Origin of the sequence: Sphingomonas qomolangmaensis (assembly GCF_024496245.1) — a bacterium.
Lineage (GTDB): Bacteria > Pseudomonadota > Alphaproteobacteria > Sphingomonadales > Sphingomonadaceae > Sphingomonas > Sphingomonas qomolangmaensis.
Genome location: NZ_CP101740.1, coordinates 1798566 through 1823356 on the forward strand (window position 1 = coordinate 1798566; position 24791 = coordinate 1823356).

16 protein-coding genes are annotated in these 24791 nt (G+C 67.9%); 4 read left to right on the top strand and 12 right to left on the bottom strand.

Annotation, left to right across the window (positions count from 1 at the left end; translation table 11 throughout):
- Window positions 1-19 precede the first annotated feature (19 nt).
- Window positions 20-898 carry an oxygenase MpaB family protein gene (locus tag NMP03_RS08440; RefSeq protein ID WP_256504913.1) on the top strand — a complete coding sequence of 293 codons (879 nt, stop codon included), beginning with the start codon at window positions 20-22 and terminating at the stop codon, window positions 896-898.
- Between the two features lie 9 nt (window positions 899-907).
- On the opposite strand, the gene NMP03_RS08445 is transcribed toward NMP03_RS08440, so the two are convergent.
- The 3 genes from NMP03_RS08445 to NMP03_RS08455 all read right to left on the bottom strand — a co-directional run bounded on the left by NMP03_RS08445 (window position 908) and on the right by NMP03_RS08455 (window position 5711).
- Window positions 908-2353, bottom strand: a complete 1446-nt coding sequence (locus NMP03_RS08445; protein WP_256504914.1) for an ATP-binding protein — start codon at window positions 2351-2353, stop codon at window positions 908-910.
- Window positions 2354-2588: 235 nt separating this feature from the next.
- The gene (locus tag NMP03_RS08450; RefSeq protein ID WP_256504915.1) at window positions 2589-4259 is read right to left on the bottom strand and encodes an MFS transporter; all 1671 of its coding nucleotides are present in this window, start codon (window positions 4257-4259) and stop codon (window positions 2589-2591) included.
- A gap of 21 nt (window positions 4260-4280) precedes the next feature.
- On the bottom strand, window positions 4281-5711 hold the full coding sequence (locus NMP03_RS08455; protein WP_256504916.1) for a DcaP family trimeric outer membrane transporter: 1431 nt from the start codon (window positions 5709-5711) through the stop codon (window positions 4281-4283).
- 209 nt (window positions 5712-5920) lie between these two features.
- On the opposite strand from NMP03_RS08455, the gene acs reads away from it, so the two are divergent.
- Window positions 5921-7864 carry an acetate--CoA ligase gene (acs, locus tag NMP03_RS08460; protein WP_256504917.1) on the top strand — a complete coding sequence of 648 codons (1944 nt, stop codon included), beginning with the start codon at window positions 5921-5923 and terminating at the stop codon, window positions 7862-7864.
- Window positions 7861-8484: a response regulator transcription factor gene (locus NMP03_RS08465; RefSeq protein WP_256504918.1), complete on the top strand. Its 624-nt coding sequence runs from the start codon at window positions 7861-7863 to the stop codon at window positions 8482-8484. Before acs ends, NMP03_RS08465 begins: the two co-directional genes overlap by 4 nt.
- 41 nt (window positions 8485-8525) lie before the next feature.
- Here the strand turns inward: NMP03_RS08465 and NMP03_RS08470 are convergent, their stop codons facing one another.
- The 9 genes from NMP03_RS08470 to NMP03_RS08510 form a co-directional block, all read right to left on the bottom strand.
- Window positions 8526-11828, bottom strand: coding sequence for a PAS-domain containing protein (locus NMP03_RS08470; protein WP_256504919.1), 3303 nt, complete (start codon window positions 11826-11828; stop codon window positions 8526-8528).
- Between the two features lie 32 nt (window positions 11829-11860).
- Complete coding sequence (locus tag NMP03_RS08475; RefSeq protein WP_256504920.1) at window positions 11861-13630, bottom strand: M14 family metallopeptidase; 1770 nt, start codon at window positions 13628-13630, stop codon at window positions 11861-11863.
- A 182-nt stretch (window positions 13631-13812) separates the two neighbouring features.
- Window positions 13813-15927, bottom strand: a complete 2115-nt coding sequence (locus tag NMP03_RS08480) for an acetyl-CoA carboxylase biotin carboxylase subunit (RefSeq protein WP_256504921.1) — start codon at window positions 15925-15927, stop codon at window positions 13813-13815.
- Between the two features lie 151 nt (window positions 15928-16078).
- Window positions 16079-17095: a biotin synthase BioB gene (gene bioB / locus NMP03_RS08485; protein WP_256508068.1), complete on the bottom strand. Its 1017-nt coding sequence runs from the start codon at window positions 17093-17095 to the stop codon at window positions 16079-16081.
- Window positions 17095-17901 (bottom strand): heme-dependent oxidative N-demethylase subunit alpha family protein, encoded by an 807-nt coding sequence (locus tag NMP03_RS08490; RefSeq protein WP_256504922.1) that lies wholly within the window; start codon window positions 17899-17901, stop codon window positions 17095-17097. The genes bioB and NMP03_RS08490 overlap by 1 nt, the downstream gene beginning before the upstream one ends.
- Complete coding sequence (gene scpA, locus NMP03_RS08495) at window positions 17898-20036, bottom strand: methylmalonyl-CoA mutase (RefSeq protein WP_256504924.1); 2139 nt, start codon at window positions 20034-20036, stop codon at window positions 17898-17900. Before scpA ends, NMP03_RS08490 begins: the two co-directional genes overlap by 4 nt.
- 116 nt (window positions 20037-20152) lie before the next feature.
- Window positions 20153-20938 carry an enoyl-CoA hydratase-related protein gene (locus tag NMP03_RS08500; RefSeq protein ID WP_256504925.1) on the bottom strand — a complete coding sequence of 262 codons (786 nt, stop codon included), beginning with the start codon at window positions 20936-20938 and terminating at the stop codon, window positions 20153-20155.
- Between the two features lie 210 nt (window positions 20939-21148).
- Window positions 21149-21562: a methylmalonyl-CoA epimerase gene (mce, locus tag NMP03_RS08505; RefSeq protein WP_256504927.1), complete on the bottom strand. Its 414-nt coding sequence runs from the start codon at window positions 21560-21562 to the stop codon at window positions 21149-21151.
- A 111-nt stretch (window positions 21563-21673) separates the two neighbouring features.
- Window positions 21674-23200, bottom strand: a complete 1527-nt coding sequence (locus tag NMP03_RS08510) for an acyl-CoA carboxylase subunit beta (RefSeq protein ID WP_256504928.1) — start codon at window positions 23198-23200, stop codon at window positions 21674-21676.
- 143 nt (window positions 23201-23343) lie between these two features.
- Between NMP03_RS08510 and NMP03_RS08515 the strand changes: the two genes are divergently transcribed.
- On the top strand, window positions 23344-24747 hold the full coding sequence (locus tag NMP03_RS08515) for a helix-turn-helix domain-containing protein (protein ID WP_256504930.1): 1404 nt from the start codon (window positions 23344-23346) through the stop codon (window positions 24745-24747).
- Window positions 24748-24791 lie beyond the last annotated feature (44 nt).

The following is a 24791-nucleotide window of genomic DNA, read 5'->3' on the forward strand; positions in this document are numbered from 1 at the left end:
CGGCCCCATATCGGTGGGGATGCCAGCCCCCACCCCGCTCCGCTTGGCCGATATCGGCTCGGGTCCCGCCGCGCTGCTGCGGCGGCAGATGATCGGTCAGGTGCGCGCCGTCTTTAACGACCAGGCCAAGGGCGAGCGCCCGGTGATGCGATCGGACAACGCGCTGTTCGACCCGGGCACGCCGATCTGGCGCGTGCATGGCGACGTCACCAGCATGATGGTCGGCGGAGTCGCCGCGCTGTTGCTCCAGATGCTCCACCCCGCCGCGCTTGCCGGGGTGTGGGACCATTCGAATTTCCGCGACGACATGCTCGGCCGCCTGCGCCGCACCGCGCGCTTCATCGCGGTGACCACTTATGGCGACCGTGTCGACGCCGAGGCCGCGATGGCGCGGGTACGTCGAATCCACGATCATGTCGGCGGCACGCTGGCCGATGGCACCCCCTATCGCGCGGGTGATCCGCATCTGCTGGCATGGGTGCATGTCGCCGAAGCGATCGGCTTCCTCGATGCGTGGCAGAAATTCGGATCGAAGCCGCTCACCCGCCCCGAACAGGACCGCTATTTCGCGCAGTTCGCACAGATTGCGCGCGCGCTGGGTGCTGATCCGGTGCCCGAAACCCGCGCCGCCGCCGATGCGCTGTTGCTGTCCTATCGAAGCGAGTTGCGCGTCGATGCGCGGACGCGCGAGGTTTCGCGGCTGATCCTGTCGCAGCCGCCGCGCTCGGCGGTCGCGGGACCCGTGCAGGCGATGCTGCTGCAGGCGGCGGTCGACCTGCTGCCGCCCTGGGCGGCGGCGATGCACGGCCTGCCGACCTCGCGGATGCGCCGACCGCTGGTGTCGGGGACGACTACCGGGGTCGCACGGGCGCTACGCTGGGCCTTCGCGACCGCCTGACCCGTGCGATCAGGCCGCCGCCGGCAGCGTCGTCCAGCCCAGCGCGGGGATCGTCATCGAACGCTTGCCCGACAGATCGACCCGCGTGACCAATATCTGACGCTCCTCGATATAGCCTATCACCCGCCGCGCGCGCCCAAGCGAGGTGGTGCCATATACCCGCGCAAGTTCCTCGTCGCTCGGGCACGGCGCCCCGTCGCGCGCGGCGCGCGCGATCGCCAGATACGGCCCTAGCATGTCGTCGGGCAGGTCACGCGCGGCGCGGATCGCGGGTGCCCATTCCTCGCCCTCGCAATCATACACCCCCGCGCGCGCCGCCGCGACCCGGCGGGCGAAGGCCGAAGCATCGAGCGGCGAGCGATGCACCCCCTGCATCCGGCAGCGGACCTGGAAATCCTGGAACAACATCGTTGCCGATCGCGCGGCGGCATCGGGCTCGGCAACGATCGCGCGCAGCACATCGGCAACCACCGCGGCGACATCGACGGGGGGCGAATCATCCTCGACCGGCGGCGGCAGATCGACCTGCCCCAGCGTTTCGAGCACGCTCTCGGCGGGGGCTGGCGGCGGCGGGGGTGGCGGCACCAGGAACAGGCTGGCCTGCTCGGGTTCTTCGAGCAATGTCTGCTTCATGTCCGCCGAAGGCGTCGGCAACGGCGTCAGCTTGGGTGCCACCGCACGCGCGCCGGTTTCGACCGAGCCGATGCGGATCGACACCGGCCGCCGCGAGATCGCCGGCCCCAGCGCCAGGAAACTGCCGCGCGCCAGATCGCGGATCGCATCGGCCTGCTTGCGCTCCATCCCCAGCAAATCGGCGGCGCGCAGCATGTCGATGTCGAGAAAGGTGCGCCCCATCAGGAAGTTCGACGCTTCGGCGGCGACGTTCTTGGCCAGCTTGGCCAGCCGCTGAGTCGCGATGATCCCGGCCAGCCCGCGCTTGCGCCCGCGGCACATCAGGTTGGTCATCGCCCCCAGCGACGCGCGGCGCACCTCCTCGGCGACTTCGCCGCCGCCCGCCGGCGCGAACACCTGCGCCTCGTCGACCACGACCAAGGCCGGATACCAATGCTCGCGTGGCGCATCGAACAGCCCGCCCAGGAACGCAGCGGCGGTGCGCATCTGGCCCTCGGCCTCGAGCCCTTCCAGGCTCAGCACCACCGACGCGCGATGCTCGCGGCAGCGCCCGGCGAAGCGCAGGATCTCCGCCGCCGAATACTCCCCCGCCTCGACCACGACATGGCCATAGCGTTCGGACAAGGTGACGAAATCGCCCTCGGGATCGATGATGACCTGCTGCACGTGCGGTGCGCTGCGCTCGAGCAGCCGGCGCAGCAGATGCGATTTGCCCGACCCCGAATTCCCCTGCACCAGCAGGCGGGTCGCCAATAGTTCTTCCAGATCGATCGACGCGGGACGTCCCGCATCGTCGACCCCCATGTCCACCGATATCGCCATCGGGTGCGTGTGGCCGATGGGGGGGGCCACGGGCAAGCCCGTTGTGCGAGAAAAGGGCGGATGACCCCGCGGCAGGTGCCGGCCCAAACCAATCCTCCCCCGCCAGGGGGAGGTGGCGCCGAAGGCGACGGAGGGGGAGGACTCCCGAACCCAGCGGCTCGCGGCCTCCCCCTCCGTCAGGCTTCACCTGCCACCTCCCCCTTGCGGGGGAGGATTTGAAGGGGCGGGTCTCGGGTTAGTCGTTCAGGCTCCGCTTGAACGTCTCGGGCAGCCAGATCAGTCCGACGACCACGGTCAGCGAGGCGACCACGATCGGGTACCACAGGCCATAGGTGATATCCCCCGTCGCCGCGACCATCGCGAAGGCTACCGTCGGCAGGAACCCGCCGAACCAGCCATTGCCGATATGATAGGGCAGCGACATCGAGGTGTAGCGGATCCGCGTCGGGAACAATTCGACCAGCAGCGCCGCGATCGGGCCGTAGACCATGGTCACCAGGAAGACGAGCGCGAACAGGATCGCGACCACCTTCACCCGGTCGATCTGCGCCGGATCTGCCTTGGCGGGATAGCCAGCAGTCGCCAGCCCGGCCTTCACCTCGTTCTGGAACGCGGTGATCGCGGCTGCCCGTTCGGGGCCGCTCACCGTCGCCGGATCGGGCGAGGTGAACACCGTCTCGCCGATGCGGATCTGCGCCACGGTGCCCGCTGGCCCCTCGACATTGTTATAGTCGAGGCCGTTCTTGGCGAGATACGCCTTGGCGATGTCGCAGCTGGTGCTGTCGAACTTGTTCTTGCCCACCGGATCGAACTGGAACGAGCATTCATTCTCGTGCGCCAGCACGGTGATCGGTGCAGCGGCAGTGGCGCGCGCCAGCGCCGGGTTGGCCGCGTCGGTCAGCGCACCGAACAGCGGGAAGTACAGGATCGCCGCCAATGCGCAGCCGCTGAGGATGATCGGCTTGCGACCGATCTTGTCCGACAGCCAGCCGAAGAACACGAAGAACGGCGTCGCCAGCGCCAGCGCGATCGCGATCATGATGTTCGCGCTCGCGCCATCGACCTTCATCGTGCGTTCGAGGAAGAACAGCGCATAGAATTGCCCGGTGTACCAGACCACGCCCTGCCCCGCGACCGCACCGAACAGCGCGATCAGCACCCATTTGCCGTTGCTCCACGTGCCGAACGCTTCGGTCAGCGGTGCCTTCGACGTCGCGCCTTCGTCCTTCATCTTCTGGAAGACCGGGCTTTCGGCGAGCTGCAAGCGGATCCACAGCGATACCGCCAGCAGGAAGATCGAGATCAGGAACGGCACGCGCCAGCCCCAGGCGGCGAAGGCTTCCTCGCCCATCGCGGTGCGCAGCCCGATGACGACCAGCAAGGCCGCGAACAGCCCCATCGTCGCGGTCGTCTGGATCCAGCTGGTGAACAGCCCGCGCTTGCCCGGCGGGGCATGCTCGGCGACATAGGTCGCCGCGCCGCCATATTCGCCGCCAAGCGCCAGGCCCTGCACCAGCCGCAGCGCCACCAGGATGACCGGCGCGGCAACGCCGATCGAGGCATAGCTCGGCAACAGCCCGACCGCGAAGGTCGACAGGCCCATGAGGCCCATCGTCACCAGGAAGGTGTTCTTGCGCCCGACCAGATCGCCGATCCGCCCGAACACCAGTGCGCCGAACGGCCGCACCGCGAACCCCGCAGCAAACGCCGCAAGCGCCAGGATGAAGCCCGTTGTCTCGTTCACGCCCGAGAAGAATTGCGCGGTGATATAGGCCGCGAGAAGGCCGTAGAGGTAAAAGTCGTACCATTCGAAAACGGTGCCTAGCGACGACGCCGCGATCACCAGTTTCTCGTTCTGCTTCACCGACTTCTTGCCCGGTGGCACCTCGTCATATGTCGTCGCCATGCACCCTCTCCCTGTGGTGAATTAGAAGCCGTATTTGATCGCGAATTCGATGCGATCGAGCGCACCGGTGTCGCCATTGAGCAATTCGCGGACGCCGTGGCGATATTCGACGCCGACGTCGAAACCCTTGGCGGGCGTCCAGAACAAATTGGCCGCGCCACTATAGGCCTTGGCATTGGCCAGGCCGGTGACGATCAGCCCGTCGGGATACTGCGCCGATTGGTAGCTGCCGGTAAAGGTGGATCGGATCGTCGGCGTCCAGCCGAGCTTCACCGCCGCGAAGCCCGCGAAATTGTCGATCACCTCGAGCTGGCCGCCGGGCCCGGCATAGAGCGCGTCGGGGACATAGCCGAGGCCCAGATAGCGGCCGATGCCCTGGCCATAGGTCGCCATGAAACGGATATCGCTGCCATTGGCGCCGATCGGTACCTTGCCCGATCCCGAGACGCCCCAGCCAAATGCGCTGTCGCCAACGCCCAGGGCATCGACGCGCAGTTCGCGCGCGATCGCGGCGATCGCGAAGTCGCCGAACGCGGGTTTCAGGTTGAGCCGAGCGACCAGATCGGGGGCGCGATCGTCATCGGTGTCGACCAACGCCGCGTTGCCCGGCAGCGCAGTCTCGCTCTGCGGGTTCTCGATCGCCAGTTGCAGGTTCGCGGTCTTCGACAGCGGCACGGTGTAGCGGATCAGCGCCTGGCGGTTGAACACCGTGCCCTCGAGCGGGCCGACGAAATCGGTGGTCTCGGGCAGCACGCCGATATTCTGGAAAGTCGACCATTCCTGCCCGACCAGCAGATGGCCATATTCGATGAAGCCGCGGCGGAAGGTGGGCACATAGGGGTTGGTCGCGCGCTGCGCTCCAACCGGTGCCGTCGCGAGGGCAAAGTCGAACTCGATCAGCGTCTTGATGTCGACACCGCCCACCGGGGTCGACGAGCTCAGCACGATCCGCGACTGGCGCGCCGACAGCAACAGATCCTCGCTCGCAAAGCCTCCGCCGACCGGAATCTGCTGCGGCAGGTAGAATTCCTTGCCGAGCCCGCCGACCGCGACCTCGCCATCGCTGTAGCGGCTAGCGATGGTGTTCAGCCGGACGAAGCCGTTGAGTTTGACCGTGGTGTTGCCGACGCGGAACCCGTCGGGGGGCGGTGCCGATGCGACCGCGACATCGCCTTGCGACGATCCGGCGGCGCGGGTGACCTGGACGTTGGTGCCGGGCGGCGGCGTGGTCGAGGCGACGTTCGCCTGCGGAGTCGCAGCGGCAACGCCCGTTGCCGGTGCCGCGCGCGCCGATTGCAGCTCGCTGCGCAGCGTCGCCACCGCCTCCTCGAGCTGGCGCAGCCGCTCCTCCAGCTGCGCCTCGCGCGCGGTCTGCGTCTGCGCGTTGGCCTGCCCTGCGGTCACCGCGATCAACGCCGCGCCTGCGAGCAATACGCATTTAGGGTGTCGCATCCGAACTCTCCCGCTCCGACGGCATGCGCTCGTGGCACACGCTCTTCCAAGAGCTCGAAGGATCGCTCCGCAGGCCACCGCGTGATAGTTAGACCTTCGTCGATGCACCGCCCGCCCCTCCAGCCCCGCCCCCCTGCGACCTATGTCTGGGGTGCGCCCGAGCCGCGCAGGGAGTATGTGCGGGCGAAACAATCAGAGAGGAGCCGCATATGAGCCAGGCCATCCACCGCGTTCCCGCCGAATGGGCGACCAGCGCGAAGATCGACGCCGCAGGCTATGCCGAGCGCTACGAACGCTCGATCAGCGATCCCGACGGCTTCTGGGCCGAAGAGGCCAAGCGGCTCGACTGGATCGAGCCCTTCGCGCGCGTCAAGGAGACGTCGTTCGCCGAAGCCGATTTCGGTATCAAATGGTTCGCCGACGGCAAGCTCAACGTCTCCGCCAACTGCCTCGATCGCCATCTCGCCGAACGCGGCGACACCGTCGCGATCCTGTGGGAGCCCGACACCCCAGGCGAGGCGCGGCGCATCACCTATCGCGACCTGCACGCCGAAGTCTGCCGCTTGGCCAACATCCTCAAGGACAATGGTGTAAGCCGGGGCGACCGCGTGACGCTGTACATGCCGATGATCCCCGAAGCTGCGATGGCGATGCTCGCCTGCACGCGGATCGGCGCGATCCATTCGATCGTGTTCGGCGGCTTTTCGGCCGATGCGCTCGCCGGGCGTATCCAGGATTGCGACAGCACGCTGGTGATCACCGCCGACGAGGGGCTGCGCAGCGGCAAGGCGATCCCGCTCAAGGGCAATCTCGACGAAGCGCTCAAGCGCTGCCCCTCGGTCCAGAAGGTCGTCGTCGTCCGCCGCACCGGCGGCGCGGTGACGATGCAGGAAGGGCGCGACCTTTGGTATCACGAAGCGCTCGAAACCGCCTCGGCCGATTGCGCGCCCGAAGCGATGGGCGCCGAAGACCCGTTGTTCATCCTCTACACCAGCGGATCGACCGGCCAGCCCAAGGGCGTGCTGCACACCACCGGCGGCTATCTGGTGTGGGCGTCGATGACCCACGACTACGTCTTCGATTATCGCCCCGGCGATATCTACTGGTGCGCCGCCGATGTCGGCTGGGTCACCGGCCACACCTATGTCGTCTATGGCCCGCTCGCCAACGGCGCGACGACGGTGATGTTCGAAGGCGTGCCCAATTGGCCCGATCCGAGCCGGTTCTGGGAACTGGTGGATAAGTTCGGCGTCAACATCTTCTACGCAGCGCCCACTGCGCTGCGCGCGCTGATGCGCGAGGGCGACGACTATGTGACCCGCACCGATCGCTCGTCGCTCCGGCTACTCGGCAGCGTCGGCGAGCCGATCAACCCTGAGGCGTGGGACTGGTACCACCGCGTCGTCGGCGACGGCCGATGCCCGATCGTCGACACCTGGTGGCAGACCGAGACCGGCGGCGCGATGATCTCGCCGCTCCCCGGCGCCACCGACCTGAAGCCGGGTTCGGCAACCAAGCCGCTGTTCGGCGTCCAGCCGCAACTCGTCGATACCGAGGGCAAGGTCCTTGACGGCGCGACCGAGGGTTGCCTGGTCATCACCGACAGCTGGCCGGGACAGATGCGCACCGTGTGGGGCGATCACGACCGCTTCTTCCAGACCTATTTCACCACCTTCCCCGGCAAATATTTCACCGGCGACGGCGCCCGCCGCGATGCCGATGGCGATTACTGGATCACCGGGCGGATCGACGACGTCATCAACGTCAGCGGCCATCGGATGGGCACCGCCGAGGTCGAAAGCGCGCTGGTGGCGCATGCCAAGGTCGCCGAAGCCGCGGTGGTGGGGATGCCGCACCCGGTGAAGGGCCAGGGCATCTATGCCTATGTCACGCTCAACGCCAACGTCCCCGACAGCGAGGAACTGCGCAAGGAATTGTCGCAATGGGTGCGCCGCGAGATCGGCCCGATCGCGACCCCCGACGTCATCCAGTTCGCGCCGGGGCTGCCCAAGACGCGGTCGGGCAAGATCATGCGCCGCATCCTGCGCAAGATCGCCGAGGGCGATATCGGATCGCTCGGCGACACCTCGACGCTCGCCGACCCCGCGGTGGTCGACAATCTGATCGAGAACCGTCCGATGATGCCTGCATGACCCAAACGATCCTCGTCGCCGACGACCATCCGCTGTTCCGCCAGGCGCTGATCGTGGCGATCGAGCGGGCGGCTCCCGAGGCGAGGATCGTCGAGGCGGGCACGCTCGCGCGCGCCGCCGAACTCGCGGCGGCGGCCGAGGATCTGGCGCTGGTGCTGCTCGATTTGAAAATGCCCGGGGCCGAGGGGTTTTCGGGTGTCGCGCTGCTCCACGCCGAACGCCCCGGCGTGCCGATCCTGGTGGTGTCGAGCGCCGGCGGGCTTGCGGTGGCGCACGAGGCGTGCCGCTTCGGCGCGGTCGGCTTCATCGGCAAGGACCGCCCGCTCGAGGACATCGAAGCCGCGATCGCCGACGCGCTGGCGGGCAAGGCGATCACCGGCCCCGCCGACCCCGAGATCGACGCGGTCGCCGAAAAGGTAGCCGGGCTCACGCCGATGCAGTTGAAGGTGCTGCTGGGCGTGCTGCACGGCCGGCTGAACAAGCAGATCGCCTATGACCTGTCGATCAGCGAGGCGACGGTGAAGGCGCACATGACCGCGGTGCTGCGAAAGCTCGACGTCCAGAACCGCACGCAAGCGGTGCTGGCGGCGCGCGCGCTGGGACTAGGGATTACGCACTGAGGTCGCTCGGACGGGGTGTGGTGGCCAGGGTCCCCGTCCCCTCACTCCGCCGCCCGCGCGCCTTCACCTTCCGCGATCCACCCCGCCAGCGTCGCCGCCGCCAGCGGCTTCGCCAGCACCGTCACGCCGACGCCATGCGCCTTGGCCGACGTCACCGCCGAGGCATCGGCGGTCACCAGCGCCGCGCGCAGCCCGGGCCGCAGCCGCCGGAGCGCGGCGATCGTCGCCAGCCCGTCGGGGCCGTCGCCCAGGTGAAAGTCGACCAGCGCCAGGCTCGCCTCGCTGAGCGCCACCGCCGCGCTCGTGGCATCGCGCGCGGTCGCCACGCGGTGGCCATCGGCTTCGAGCAACGCGCGCATCGCATCGAGAATGTCGGGATCGTCATCGACCACCAGGATCGCATGCCGCCGTTCGCCGATCGCCGCGGGCAAGCGCGGTGTCGCCGCGACCGGCTGCGCCTGCGAGCGCGGCAGCACCACCCCGAACGCGCTCCCACGCCCGACCTGCGAGCGCAGCGTCACCTCGGCGCCGAGCAGTCGCGCAGTACGCTCGACGATCGCCAGGCCGAGGCCGATCCCGCCCTCGCCGCCGGTCCCGAGCCGCTCGAACTCGCGGAAGATCGCCGCGCGCTTGTCGTCGGGAATCCCGTGGCCGGTGTCGATCACCTCGATCGCGATTCCGCCCCCGCGCCGCCTTGCCCCCACCAGCAACCCGCCGGAATCGGTGTAGCGGATCGCGTTCGACACGAAATTCTGCAGGATCGATCGCAGCAGCACCGGATCGGTCGCGACCGTCCCCGTTCCCGCCCCGAGCGCGATCCGCAGCCCCTTTTCGGCGGCAAGCGGGCGAAACCCCTCGACCACGTCGCTCAGCAGCGGGCGAACGTCGATCGCCTCGGGCACAGGCTCGATCCCGCCGGCGTCGAGCTTGGAGATGTCGAGCAGCGCGCGCAGCAATTGCTCGGCGGCGGCGATCGACTTGTCGACCCGCTCGACCAACCGGTGCGCGCCGGTCTCGCGCCCGAGCGCCGCGCTGAACAGCCGTGCGGCGTGGAGCGGCTGCAGCAGATCGTGGCTTGCCGCCGCCAGGAAGCGCGTCTTGTCGCGCGTCGCCAGCGCCAATTGTTCGTTGAGCCGGGTCAGCTCGGCGGTGCGCTCGGTCACCCGCGCCTCGAGCTCGGCGCGCGCGCGTGCTTCGGTGGTGGTGTCGGTAAAGCACATCACATAGCCGCCGCCGGGCATCGGACCTCCCACGGTCTTGAGCACGCGACCATCGGGGCGGGTGCGCTCGAAGCTGTGCACGTCGCCGCGCTGCAGATGCCCCAGCCGCCGCGCGACATGCGCCTCGACCTCGCCCGGCCCGCAATCGCCGCGGATCGCGTTCCAGCGGATCAGGTCGGCGACCGGCGCGCCGACATGCACCAGACCCTCGGGATAGCCGAACAGCTCGAGATAGCGCGTATTCCACGCCACCAGCCGCTGTTCGCCATCGACCACGCTGACGCCGGGGTAGATATGCTCGAGCGTCGCCGCCAGCAGCCCCTTCGAAAATTGCAGGCTCTGCCCGCTTTCGTCGAGCATCCGCGCGACATCCTCATGCCCCAGCCGCTCGCCCGCCAGCGCCGACGCCATCAGCGCACGCGCCGAGGGCGCGCCGACCACGCCCGCGACCAGCCGCTCGGCCCGCCTGGCATCCTCGCGCGCGATCGGCCGCGCCTGCGGCGGCCCCAGCGTCTCGGCGGCGCGCCCTTCGCCGACGAAGCGCGCGACGAAGGCCGAGAGCGCCGCCATGTCCTCGACCTGGCCTACCGCAGCGCGCGCGAACAGGCGCGGGCGCTTGGGCGCCTTGCGCGCGGCGACCAGCGCGAGCAGCAACAGGTTCGCGCCCAGGCTCCACGCGACGCCGTGCACCAGCGGTCCGGCATCGCCGATCCCCAGCAGGTGGCGCGGATCGAACGGCGTGTCCGCCAGCGCGCTCAGCCAGGCGCGCGGCAGCACCGGCGGCAGCGCCAGCGTCCACAGCCACAGCACCAGCCCCGCCGCGAGCCCCGCCTTGGCCGCCAGCGCATCGCGCATCCGCCCGTCGACCGCGAGCAGCAGCAGCGGCGCGATCTGCGCCATCGCGGCGAAGGCGATGTGGCCGATCGCCGCCAGCCGCTGCTCGCCCGAAATCGAACGCGCCCACAGCAAGGCCAGGGCGATCACCAGCACGATCGACAGCCGCCGGACGTACAGCAGCAGCCGCCCCAGATTGGCCTCGCCCGACAGCCGCGGCGAGCGCAGCAGGATCGGCGCGATCAGGTCGTTCGACACCATCGTCGACAGCGCGATCGTCTCGACCACCACCATAGCGGTCGCCGCCGAAAACCCGCCGAGGAACGCGACCAACGCGAGCGCCTGCGAGTCGATCGCCAGTGGCAGTTGCAGCACGAACAGATCGGGCGACGCGCCGGGGGGCAACAGCGCCAGCCCCGCCCAGGTGATCGGCATCACCATCGCGGTCATCACCAGCAGATAGCCGACGAAAGGCCAGCGCGCGCGAACGATGTCGTCGGGCGAATGCGCCTCGATCACGCTGACATAGAATTGGCGCGGCAGGCACAGGATCGCCGCCATGGACAGCAGGGTGATGAGGACGACCTCGACCCCGGCCCCCGCGGGCGAGAAGTTGCGCGCGATCGCCGCCGCGCCCGCCGCGGTAACCTCGCGCGGCGCCGAGAGTAGCAGCACCGTCGCGGTGACCGCGACCGCGGCGAGCGCTGCCAGCTTCACCAAGGATTCGAGCGCGGTCGCGAAAACGACGCCTTCGTTGCGGCCCGATGCTTCGTAACGGCGCGTACCGAACAGCATCGCGAACATCGCGAGCACTACGGCGGTGACGCCCATCACTACCGCGACCGAGCCGCCGCTCAGCGTCGAAAACGCGATCCCCACCGATCGCAGCTGGAGCGCGATATAGGGCATCACCCCCAGCGCCGCGGTCACCGTCACCAGCGCCGCGACCCCGCGGCTCTTGCCGAAGCGCGAGCCGATAAAGTCCGAGATCGTCGTCGCCCCCTCGGCCTGCACCGCCGCCACCAGCCGGCGCAGGAAACGCGGCGCGAGCGCGAAGACCAGGATCGGCCCGAGATAGATCGGCAGATACGACCAGCCCTCGGCAGCCGCACTGCCCACCGCGCCGAAGAACGTCCAACTGGTGCAATAGACCGCGAGCGACATCGCATAAGCGACATGCCGGAAGCGGTGCTGCGCCAGCGCCTCGCGCCGCCCTTCGACCCACGCCGCCACCGCGAACAGCAGCACGGCAAAGCCGAACGCGACAAGGGTGAGGACGATCGGGTTCACGCCGCTATCCTACGCCGCTCGCGGCGCGATTGTCACAGCTCGCGGCCGACCGGATACAGCAGATACCGCGCGTCGTAATAGGGCGTGCGTTCGTAGAACCACGCCAGCCGCGCATTTGCATCCGCAGCGAACTTGGGATCGGCGGCCAGCTTCGCCTCGAACGCGCGTTTGAGCGCGGGGTCGCGCGCCAGCATCGCATCGGCCATCGGCGCGACCGCATAGCCTTCGATATATTCGGTCCGCGTCAGGATAGCGGCGAAGTAATTCCACGCCAGCAGCGAATCAGCGCTCTCGGCCTCGAGCATCGCCGCGGCGAGCAGCCCCAGCGGCTGATCCGATCGCACCCGTACCGATCCGGCGGGCATCGCCTCGCTCCGCGTCTCGTGCGCGAACCCCGCGGTCAGCGGCACATGGCCTTCGATCGCGGTACCGAGCTTGGGATCCTTCAGTCGCACCATGTCGAGCCGCAGCTTGCGCGGCGTATCGATCGTCTCGAACGCGATCCCCTGCGCGCGCAGCCGCTCGATCACCTGCGGCGCGCTGGCAGGCACCCACCAGGCCTTGGGCAGCTTGTTGGTGATCGCCGGCACCTGGCCGATGACGGGCATCGTCAGCGTCACCGGCCGCCCCAACCAGCGCAGTTCGTCGCGCCCCGAAGCGACCGAGCGATAACGATCGTGCGCGACGCCCTTGAACTGCGTCGTAAAGATCGGTGCGGACGCCTGCTTCCACCCCAGCACTGCCTCGCGCGGGCGGGCGGCACGATCGGCGGCGATCGCACGTTGCAGCGTCTGGCGTTCGGCGCTGACCGTCCGCAGCGCGGTTTCGATGAAGACATAGGTGCCCAGCACCCGCTGGCGATAGGGCTTGAGCGAATGCGTCTCGAGCAGCACCGTCGGCACGCGCGCCAGATCGCCCCAGCCGGTCGAAAAGCGCGCTGCATCGGCATTGTGCGCGATGCCCTTGGCGGGGTCGCGATTGTCGATCGCATCGACATAGATTCCCGGCACATGGCCGTTCGCGGTCAGCGCGGCATCGAACGCCGGGCGCAGCCGCTCGTCGAGCCAGCGCCCGATCGCGACGCTGTTGGCGTAGCGCCCGTACAGGCCGTTGAAATCAAAAGTGATGTCATACTGGTAATCGGTGCCGTCGGTGACGTGCAGGTCGAGGTACAGCGCGGGATCGATCCGCCGGATCAGCGCGAGCATCGCGCGCATCTCGGGGGTGTCGGCCTTGAGATAGTCGCGGTTGAGGTTCAGGTTCTGCGCGTTGGTGCGCCAACCCTGTTCGCGCGGGCCGCGCTGGTTGGGGCGGCTCCAGGGCGACGAGCGCTCATGCCCATCGGCGTTGAAGATCGGCACGAAGACGAGATCGACCTGGTCGAGCAGCGCATCCTTGCCGCCGAACGCGATGTCGCGCAGCAGCATCATGCCGGCATCCTTGCCGTCGATCTCGCCGGCATGGATCCCCGCCTGCGCCAGCACCACCGGCTTGCCCGGCCCCTTGCTCGCGCGGACATAATAGAGGTCGCGCCCCTCGGGGGTCGTGCCGAAACTTTCGATCGTCAGCAGCGGCGAAGCGGCGACCAGCCGCTCGATCCACGCGCGCGTCGCGGCGTAATCGGGGGTGGTCTCGAATCTGGCGACCTCCGCCGGGGTGATCCAACGCGCGCCGGGCCCGGCCACCAGCGCCTCACTCGCCCCCGACCAGGGCAGCACCGGCGGCAGCGGCGCGGGCTCGGTCTGGGCATGGACGGGAGCGGCTGCAAGCAGCGCGAGCGAAGTGGCAACGCGAAGGATCATGCCACCGGTCCTATCGCGCGGCGAAACCAGCGGCAATCATCCCCGACTGACCCCAAAACCCCAACCGTTCGTGCTGAGCTTGTCGAAGCACTGCCCTTCTTGCCACATGCGCACCGCCTGGGGGGCAAAAGAACGGTGCTTCGACAAGCTCAGCACGAACGGACGCTAGGGGGTGCAGACCCTCAAACGAAGTCGAGGATCGCCGCGTCGACCGCCATGCTCTCGCCCGGCGCGAAGTGGATCTTGCCCACCACCCCCGGCCGCTCGGCGCGCAGAATATTCTCCATCTTCATCGCCTCGACCGTCGCCAGCGGCTGCCCGGCCTCGACCGCATCACCCTCGGCGACATGGAGCGCGCTCAGCATCCCGGGCATCGGGCACAGGAGGAACTTCGACAGGTCGGGCGGCACCTTCTCGATCATGTGCGCCGCCAGATCGGCCGCGCGCACCGTCATCACGCGCACCACATGCGTGCGCCCATGCGCGTTGAGCCGCCAGCCGGTGCGGGTGCGCTTTACCCCGACGGTGATCGCTGCGTCGTCGATCGTCGCGACGAACTGGCGCTGGCCGGGCTTCCACCCGGTCACCACGTCGAGCGGGCTTTCCTGCGGATCGAGATTGACCAGCAGCCCGCGATCATAGCCGTCGATCGACACGTCGTAGCGCCGCTCGCCGATCAGCACCGCACGATCCTCGCGCGGGATGAAGCGATCGTCGAGCTTGTCCGAGATGCTGGCGTTGCGCCACGCGGTCTCCATGTCGAGCACCGCCGCCACCGCCGCCAGCTTGCGGATCATCGCTTCGGATGCATCGGCGCCGGTGAAGCCGTCGGGGAATTCCTCGGCGATGAACCCCGTCGTCAGCGCGCCGCTGCGAAAGCGCGGATGCTGCATCAGTGCCGACAGGAAATCGATGTTGTTGCCGACGCCCTCGAGCTCGAACCGGTCGAGCGCCGCGACCGCCAGGTCGGCGGCGCCGTCGCGCGTGGGTGCCCAGGTGACCAGCTTGGCGATCATCGGGTCGTAGAACATGCTAACCTCGCCGCCCTCGGCGACGCCGTCGTCGATGCGGATATAGGGTTGCGCCTCGCCATCATCCGTCACCCCAGCGAAAGCTGGGGTCTCGCCCGTTCGAAGCGCATCGAATGCGGCGAGAGACCCCAGCGTTCGCTGGGGTGACGAGCCTGGGGCCGGCCCCGCCTCGGGCGCGCGATAGCGCACCAGCCGCCCGGTGCTCGGCAGAAACCCGCGATACGGATCCTCGGCATAGACGCGGTTCTCGATCGCCCAGCCGTTGAGCTGCACTTCGTCCTGCCCGAATGCCAGCCGCTCGCCCGCCGCGACGCGGATCATCTGCTCGACTAGGTCGAGCCCGGTAACCGCCTCGGTCACCGGATGCTCGACCTGCAGCCGGGTGTTCATCTCGAGAAAGTAGAAACCCTCGCCCGTCGTGTCGGCGCCCGACACGATCAGCTCGACCGTGCCCGCCGAATAATAGCCCACCGCGCGCGCCAGCGCGACCGCCTGCTCGCCCATCCGCTTGCGCATCTCGGGCGTCACGAAGGGCGACGGCGCTTCCTCGACCACCTTCTGGTGCCGCCGCTGGATCGAGCATTCGCGCTCGCCGAGATAGACGATGCTGCCGTGCTGGTCGCCGAGCAGCTGGATTTCGATATGCCGCGGCTGTTCGATGAATTTCTCGATGAACACGCGGTCGTCGCCGAAGCTCGCCAGCCCCTCGCGCTTGGTCGCCTCGAACCCGTCGCGGACGTCCTGTTCGCCCCAAGCCAGCCGCATCCCCTTGCCGCCGCCGCCCGCGCTCGCCTTCATCATCACCGGATAGCCGATCTCACCCGCGATCCGCACCGCATGGTCGGTATCGGCGATCTCGCCCAGAAAGCCGGGAACGACGTTGACGCCCGCGGCCTTGGCCAGCTTCTTCGATTCGATCTTGTCGCCCATCGCCGCGATCGCCTCCGGCGGCGGGCCGACGAACGCGATCCCCGCATCGGCGCAGGCGCGCGCGAAGCTCTCGCGCTCGGACAGGAAGCCATAGCCCGGATGGATGCAGTCCGCCCCGGTCTCCTTGGCCGCCAGCAGGATCAGCTCGGCCTTGAGATAGCTCTCCCCAGCGGGTGCCGGCCCCAGCCGGACGCTCTCGTCGGCCATCAGCACGTGCGGGCTGCGCGCATCGGCGTCCGAATAGACCGCGACGGTGGCGATCCCCATCTTCTTCGCCGTCCGCATGACGCGGCAAGCGATCTCGCCGCGATTGGCAACCAGGATTTTCTTGAACATCAGTTGCACCAATCTTGAACGTCACCCCGAACCTGTTCCGGGGTCCACCGTGCGCCCAGCGAAGCCGCCGCAGGTGGAAGCGTGGACCCCGGAACAAGTCCGGGGTGACGAGGGTGGGTCATCGCGACGATTACCAGCGGCACAGCGAGCATCACGCCCCTGCCGCCTCAAGCTGCGCAGGCGCGGCGGCCTCCATCGGTTGCAGCCCCAGCTTGGCGAACAGCGCGCTGTCGGCGTCGTCGCCGGCATTGCCCGTCGTCAGCAACCGGTCGCCGGTGAAGATCGAGTTCGCCCCGGCCAGGAAGCACAAGGCCTGCGTCGCCTCGCTCATGCTCTCGCGACCAGCACTCAGCCGCACCATGCTTTCGGGCATCGTGATCCGCGCGACCGCCACCGTCCGCACGAATTCGATATCGTCGATCTTCGCCATCGGCGTGTCGGCGAGCATGTCGCCCAGCGGCGTGCCCTTCACCGGCACCAGTGCGTTCACCGGCACGCTTTCGGGATGCCGGGGCAACGTCGCCAGCGCATGGACGAAGCCGACGCGATCGGCGCGCGTCTCGCCCAAGCCGACGATCCCGCCCGAACACACGTTGATCCCCGCAGCGCGCACTTGCTCCAGCGTATCGAGCCGATCGGCGAAGGTCCGCGTGGTGATGACCTTCTCGTAATGCTCCGGCGAAGTGTCGATATTGTGGTTGTAATAATCGAGCCCGGCCTCGCCGAGCATCTGCGCCTGCGCTGGGGTGAGCATGCCCAAAGTCATGCAGGTTTCCATCCCCATCTGGCGAACGCCGCGCACCATCTCGACGATCGCGGGCATGTCGCGATCCTTGGGGTTGCGCCAGGCCGCACCCATGCAGAAGCGAGTCGAGCCATTATCCTTTGCCTGCGCCGCCGATTGCAGCACCGCGCGGACATCCATCAGCTTCGATGCCTTCAGCCCGGTATCGGCGCCCGCGGCCTGGTTGCAATAGCCACAATCCTCGGGGCAGCCGCCGGTCTTGATCGAGAGCAAGGTCGATCGCTGCACCCGGTCGGGGGCGTGGTTGGCGCGATGCACCTCGGCAGCGCGAAACACCAGTTCGGTGAAGGGCAGGTCGAACAGCGCCGCAATCTCCTCGCGCGTCCAATCGTTGCGGGTGCCTGCATCGGCAATAAGGGTCATCACTCGATCGTCTCCACAAGCTCGTCGCGTCGCGCGGCGGCATAGCCCGCCAGCGCTTCGGCGTAAAAGGGCGCGGCGCGCCGCGCATGCTCGCCGCTGCCGGTCTGCGCCACCGCATCGGCGACGCGGTGCACCACGCCGTCGCTTAACGCGTGCAGCGGCGCGACGTGGATGCCGATGGTGAACAGCACTGCGCCGGTTTCGGGCAGCCGGCGCAGCGTCTGGCGCTCGCAGCGCACGAACAGCGTATCGCCGGCATTGGCGGTGGTGACATGCGCAAAACGCTGCGCAGGATCGTCCTGGGGCAGATAGCGCCACGCCGCGGTCGGCACGACGAACCAATTCGCGCGGCCATAGATCGCCCCTGCGGGCAGCGTCGCGACGAAGTGATCGACCCCCTTCGACAATTGCTCGGCATAGCCATGGATCGGCGCGTGCACCTGCGCCAGCGACTGGCCGAGCTTCTGGTGCAATCGCCAATCGGTGGGGAACGCCACCGCGCCGCCGGTCAGCCGATAGCCGCGATCGGCGTCGCTTGTGACGAGGCATAGATCCTCCCACACCGCGCGCGCCGCCTCGCCCAGCCCGCCCGCGACCCCGAGCAGCGCCGCGGTCTCGCGCGCCGCAGCCTCGGCTTCGGGCAACACCGCCACGCAATCGTCGCTGTCGAACGCCGCGGCGCGCGCGGCGAGGTCGGGCGCGGGTTGCAGCCAACGATCATCGGCGATCGGCACCAGCCCCATCCGCAGCGCGCCGCCACCGCGCGCGCGCGGCATCAACGTCTCGACTGAAAAGCCAAGGCTCACGCGGCGTCCTCGGCGGGGGCCATGTTGTGCCCCAGCAGCCGCAGCACTTCGCCCGCCGCCTCGATCAAATTGGTGCCGGGACCGAAGATCGCCTGGACGCCCGCCTGGCGCAGGAAGTCATAGTCTTGCGCAGGGATGACGCCGCCCGCGATCACCTTGATGTCGCCATGCCCGGCGTCGCGCAGATGGCCGATGAGTTCGGGCACCAAGGTCTTGTGTCCCGCCGCCAGGCTCGATGCGCCGACGACATCGACGCCCTGCTCGATCGCCAGCCTGGCGACCTCCTCGGGGGTCTGGAACAGCGCACCGGGGACGATCTCGAACCCCAGATCGCCGAACATGCTCGACACCAGATTGGCCCCGCGATCATGGCCGTCCTGCCCCATCTTCGCGACCAGCATCCGCGGCTTGCGCCCCAGCCGCCGCTCGGTCGCGGCGACGCCGTCGGTCAGCCGCGACCAGCGCACATCGTCGCCATAGGCCCCGCCATAGATGCCGCTCACCGGCGTCGGCGTGGTGCCATAGCGGCCGAACACATCCTCGAGCGCCTGGCTGATCTCGCCCAAAGTCGCACGGGCGCGGGCGCATTCGACCGCGAGCGCGAGCAAGTTGGCGTCGCCCCCCGCGCCCTCGCGCAGCGCATCCAATGCCGCGCGGCACGCAGCTTCGTCGCGCGTCGCCTTGATCCGTTCGATCCGCGCCACCTGACCCGCACGCACCGCATGATTGTCGATGTCGAGGATTTCGACCGGATCTTCGTCCTTCAGCCGGTATTTGTTCACCCCGACGATCACGTCCTCGCCGCGATCGACCCGCGCCTGTCGCGCCGCGCTCGCTTCCTCGATCATCGCCTTGGGCCAGCCGGCATCGACCGCCTTGGCCATCCCGCCCTCGCACTCGACCCGCTCAACGATTTCCCAGGCGCGATCGGCGATTTCCTGCGTCAGCGCCTCGACATAATAGCTGCCGCCCAGCGGATCGACGACCTTGGTGATGCCGGTTTCTTCCTGCAGCACGATCTGGGTGTTGCGTGCGATCCGCGCCGAAAAGTCGGTCGGCAGCGCGATCGCTTCGTCGAGCGCGTTGGTGTGCAGGCTTTGCGTTCCGCCGAACGCCGCCGCCATCGCCTCGACGGTGGTCCGGATCACGTTGTTATACGGGTCCTGTTCCTGCAACGACACGCCCGATGTCTGGCAATGCGTGCGCAGCATCTTCGATCGCTCGTCCTTGGCACCCAGCTCGGTCATCACCCGGTGCCATAGCAGCCGCGCGGCGCGCAGTTTGGCGACTTCCATGAAGAAGTTCATGCCGATCGCGAAGAAGAAGCTCAGCCGCCCGGCGAACTTGTCGATGTCGAGCCCCGCCGCCATCGCCGCGCGCGCATATTCGCGGCCGTCGGCGATGGTGAAGGCAAGCTCCTGCACCTGCGTCGCCCCCGCCTCCTGCATGTGATAGCCCGAAATGCTGATGCTGTTGAACTTGGGCATGTGCGCCGAGGTATAGCCGATGATGTCGGCGATGATCCGCATGCTGGGCTCGGGCGGGTAGATATAGGTGTTGCGGACCATGAACTCCTTGAGGATGTCGTTCTGGATCGTCCCGTCGAGCTGTTCGCGCGGCACCCCCTGTTCCTCGCCCGCGACGATGAAAAACGCCAGGATCGGGATTACCGCGCCGTTCATCGTCATGCTGACCGACATCTTGTCGAGCGGGATGCCGTCGAACAGGATCTTCATATCCTCGACGCTGTCGATCGCCACGCCCGCCTTGCCGACATCGCCCGTCACGCGCGGATGATCGCTGTCATAGCCGCGATGGGTGGCGAGATCGAACGCGACGCTCAGCCCCTTTTGCCCCGCCGCCAGGTTGCGGCGGTAGAAGGCGTTCGATTCCTCGGCGGTGGAAAAGCCCGCATATTGCCGTACCGTCCAGGGCCGCCCGGCATACATCGACGCGCGCACCCCGCGGGTGAACGGCGCGAAGCCCGGCAGGCCGGGGTCGAGATCGGCGACGTCCTCCTGCGTGTACAAGGGCTTGACCGCGATGCCCTCGGGCGTGTGCCAGCGCAGGTCGCGGTCCTTCGATTCCTTGGCGGCGAGGTTCTGCCAGTCGGCGAGGGTCGGTTTGTCGGTCATTCTACAATCTCCCCCCTCCCGCTTGCGGGAGGGGTCGGGGGAGGGCCTGTCTAAGGCGGAAAGCGCAAGGGGTGGGACAAGCCCTCCCCTAACCCCCTCGCCAAGCGGGAAGGGGATTAATTGCCTTTAAACACCGGCTTGCGCTTCTGCAAAAAAGCCATCCCCCCCTCGATCGCATCCTGCGTCCCGCGCGCCGCGCGCTGGTTCTCGGCCTCGCGGACCATCGCGCCGGCATAATCGCTCTCGAGCGCCGCCTGCATCCCCCGCCGCATCAGCCCCAGTGCGCGCGTCGGCCCCGCCGCCAGCCGCTCGGCGAGCGCAAACGCCTCGGCATCGAGCGCGTCGTCGGCCACGACGCGGTGGATCATTCCCCAATCGTGCGCCTTGGCCGCCGCCACCCGCTCGCCCAACAGCATCATCTCGGTCGCGCGCGCGCGCCCGATCAGCCGAGGCAGCATCCACGACGCGCCGCCATCGGGCACCAGCCCGATATTGACGAATGCCTGGAGGAAATAGGCGGTCTCGCTCGCGACACAGAAATCAGCGGCCAGCGCCAGGCTGCACCCGATCCCCGCCGCCGGCCCGCGCACCGCGCTCACCACCGGCACATCGAGCGCGGCGATCGCCAGCAATGCTGGATTATAATGCTCGGTCAGTGCTTCGAAGGTCGCCGCGCCGGGGTCCGCCGCGCCCAGTGCGCCGCCGCCGACATCGGCCCCCGAACAGAACCCCCGCCCCGCGCCCGCGATCAACACTGCGCGCGCGCCGTCCAGATCGCCCAGCGCGGCGCGCAGTTCGTCGAACATAGCGGGCGGGGCTGCGTTCAGCCGGTCGGGTCGGTTGAGCCTGACGACTAGCACGTCGCCGCGCCGCTCGGTGAGGATGTGTTCGTAGTGGGGCAAGCTCGATCCCTTCTCCCCTCTCCCGCTGGCGGGAGAGGGTTGCGAAGACTTGGGTCGCATTCTTCATGCGGCCCTAGTCGGAGCTGGGTGAGGGTGGAGCGGTCGCACTTGCGACCGCGCGGCGCCAAGCGCCGCACCACCCTCATCCAACCTGCGCTAGCCAGCAAGCTGGCAAGCTTCGGTATCCTTCTCCCGCAAGCGGGAGAAGGTTCAGTGCTGCGGCGCTTCCATCAATTCGGTCAGCACCCCGCCGGTATCCTTGGGATGCAGGAACAGGACCAGCGTCCCGTGCGCGCCTATCCGCGGCTCGCCGAGCACCCGCACCCCGCGCCCCTCGAACCACGTCTTGGCGATCAGGATATCCTCGACCTCATAACACAGATGATGCTGTCCGCCGCCCGGATGCTTGGCGAGGAAGCCGTGGATCGGCGAGCCTTCGCCCAGCGGCTCGATCAACTCGATCTGGGTATTGGGCGTATCGACGAAGCACACCTTCACCCCTTGCGCGGGCAGATCGAACGGCTCGCCGATCGCGGTCGCACTCATGGTGTCGCGGTAGAAGGCGATGCTGTCGGTGATCAAAGGTGTCGCGACGCCAACGTGGTTGAGACGGCCGAGCTTCACTTCTCCCATCCCGCTTGCAGGAGGGGTCGGGGGAGGGACTGTCCGCAACAGCGGGAAACAGCTTCGAGTAACACGCCCTCCCCTAACCCCTCCCGCAAGCGGGAGGGGGATTCACAACGGAATATTGTCATGCTTCTTCCAAGGGTTCTCGAGCTGCTTGCCGCGCAGCTTGCGTAGCCCCAGCGCCACCCTACGCCGCGTCGAATGCGGCTGGATCACCTCGTCGATAAAGCCCTTGCTCGCCGCCACGAAGGGGTTGGCGAAGCGCGCCTCATATTCCGCCGTCCGCTCGGCGATCTCCTCGGGCGTTTTGCCCCGGAAGATGATCTCGACCGCGCCCTTGGCCCCCATCACCGCGATTTCGGCGGTCGGCCAAGCATAGTTCAGATCGCCGCGCAGATGCTTCGACGCCATCACGTCATAGGCACCGCCATAGGCCTTGCGCGTGATCACCGTGATCTTGGGCACCGTCGCCTCGGCATAGGCGAACAGCAATTTCGCGCCGTGCTTGATGATCCCCGAATGCTCCTGCCCCACGCCCGGCAGGAAGCCGGGGACGTCGACGAAGGTCACGATCGGAATGTCGAACGCATCGCAGAAGCGCACGAACCGCGCCGCCTTCTTCGATGAATTGATGTCGAGGCAGCCCGCCAGCACCATCGGCTGGTTGGCGACGATCCCCACCGTGCGCCCCTCGATCCGGCCGAAGCCGATCAGGATGTTGCCCGCATGGCTCGGCTGCAATTCGAAGAACTCGCCCTCGTCGACCGTCTTGGCGATCAACTCGTGCATGTCATAGGGCATGTTGGCGCTGGGCGGGATCAGCGTGTCGAGGCTGGGCTCGATCCGGTCCCATGGGTCGTCGCTCGAACGCTCGGGCACCGCGGCGCGGTTCGAGGCGGGAAGGAAATCCACGAAGTCGCGGGCTGCGAGCAGCGCCTCGATGTCATTTTCGAAGGCGACATCTGCGACCCCCGACTTCGTGGTATGCGTCACCGCTCCACCCAGTTCCTCCTGCGTGACGATCTCGTTTGTAACGGTCTTCACTACATCTGGGCCGGTGACGAACATATACGACGAATCCTTCACCATGAAGATGAAGTCCGTCATAGCTGGAGAATAAACCGCGCCGCCTGCACACGGCCCCATGATGAGGCTGAGCTGCGGGACGACGCCGGAAGCCAATACGTTGCGCTGGAAGACTTCGGCATAGCCGCCGAGCGATGCGACACCCTCCTGGATGCGCGCGCCGCCCGAATCGTTGAGCCCGATCACCGGCGCGCCGACCTTGAGGGCCATGTCCATGATCTTGCAGATCTTCTGCGCGTGGCGTTCGGACAGTGATCCGCCGAAAACGGTAAAGTCCTGGCTGAACACGAAGACCAGACGGCCGTTGATCGTGCCCGATCCGGTGACGACGCCGTCGCCGGGGATGATCTGCTCCTCCATCCCGAAATCGACGCAGTTATGCTCGACATACATGTCGAGTTCTTCGAACGATCCGTGGTCGAGCAATACATCGAGCCGCTCGCGCGCGGTCAGCTTCCCCTTGGCGTGCTGCGCGTCGATCCGCTTCTGACCGACGCCTGCCCGCGCGGCTTCGCGCCGCTTTTCCAGTTCGAGCATCGTCGACGACATGCAGGCGATCACTCCGTTGCGTTGGCCATCCCCTTCTCAGCCAAGCGAAAGAAAGGCAAATGCGATGTTGCGAAGTTGCGGCGAAACACTTTGCAAACTACCAATCACCGCATGACCCACACGTCCCGCGCTCGAGGGAGGCAGTGACCGCCCCCCGCCGCCGCCTGTTCGCCGGATCGAACGTTCGCACGCTTCGCCAACGCCTCGCGCTGTCGCAGGCCGAAACCGCTGCCCGCCTCGGCATCTCGACCAGCTATCTCTCGCAGATCGAGAACGGCGATCGCCCGCTCACCGAATTGACGCTCGCGGCATTGGGGCGCGCTTTCCCCAATGACTGGGCCGAAGTGGGCGAAGATGCCGGCCTGCTCACCGCCGCCATCGCCGCGGCGCGCGACCCCAGCGTTTCGGGAGCTCCGGTCGAAGAGGCCGCCGTCCACCGCGCGCTTCGCCAACAACCGCAACTCGCCCGCCGGCTCGTCGCGCTGCACGACGCCTATCTGCGGGTGCAGCAACAGGTTCGCGCACTCGACGACCGATTCGACAGCGGCGGCGAAACCTCCGGCCGCCAGCCCTGGGAAGAGGTCCGCGACTGGTTCCACCATGCCAATAATTACATCGATCCGATCGACCGCGCCGCCGAGGCGCTCGCTGCCGCGCTGCCCGCGGGGGCGGACCCCGTCCGCGCGATGATCGACCGGCTGCAGCTGCGCCACCGCGTGACGATCGAACCCGGCACCGGCGAGCAGACCGCGCCGCTGCGCGCCTTCGACCCCGTCCGCCGTACGCTGCGGATCGATCGCAACCTGCCCCCCGAAAGCACCCATTTCCAGCTCGCGCACCAGCTCGTTCGGCTCGAGTTCGCCAACGAAATCGACGTCACCGTGGCGCGATCGGGGCTGGTCGACGCCGCCAGCGCCTTGCTTTCGGTGGGGCTCGCCAATTACGCCGCGGGCGCGCTGCTGATGCCCTACACCGCCTATCGCGACGCCGCGCGCGAGCTTCGCCACGATGTCGACGGCCTGCGCCAGCGCTTCGGGGTCAGCTTCGAACAGGCTTGCCACCGCCTCTCGACGCTCCAGCGCCCCGGCGCGGCAGGAATCCCGGTCTTTTTCTGCCGCGTCGACATGGCGGGCAACATCACTAAGCGACATTCGGCCACCCCGCTGCAATTCGCGCAATATGGCGGCGCCTGCCCGCTTTGGCTGGTCCATGAAGCCGTCGCGATCCCCGATCGTATCCTCGTCCAGCTCGCCGAAACCCCCGATGGCGTTCGCTATGTCACCATGGCCAAGGGGTTGGTGAAGGCATCGGGCAGCTTCACCCGCACCCCGCGCCGCTATGCGGTGACCTTGGGATGCGAGGCGCAGCACGCCGCCGAGTTCGTCTATGCCGATGAATTGCGCGCCGACGGCCCCGCCACGCCGATCGGCAGCTCGTGCCGCATCTGCCCGCGCATCGCCTGCGACCAGCGCGCCTTCCCCCCCGCGGCCTCGATCATCGAGATCGACCCCAATGTCCGCCAGGTCGTCCCCTATCGCTTTCGCTGACCATCGATGGCATACCCGTAACCCGAAACAGCCCCCGGGAGGAT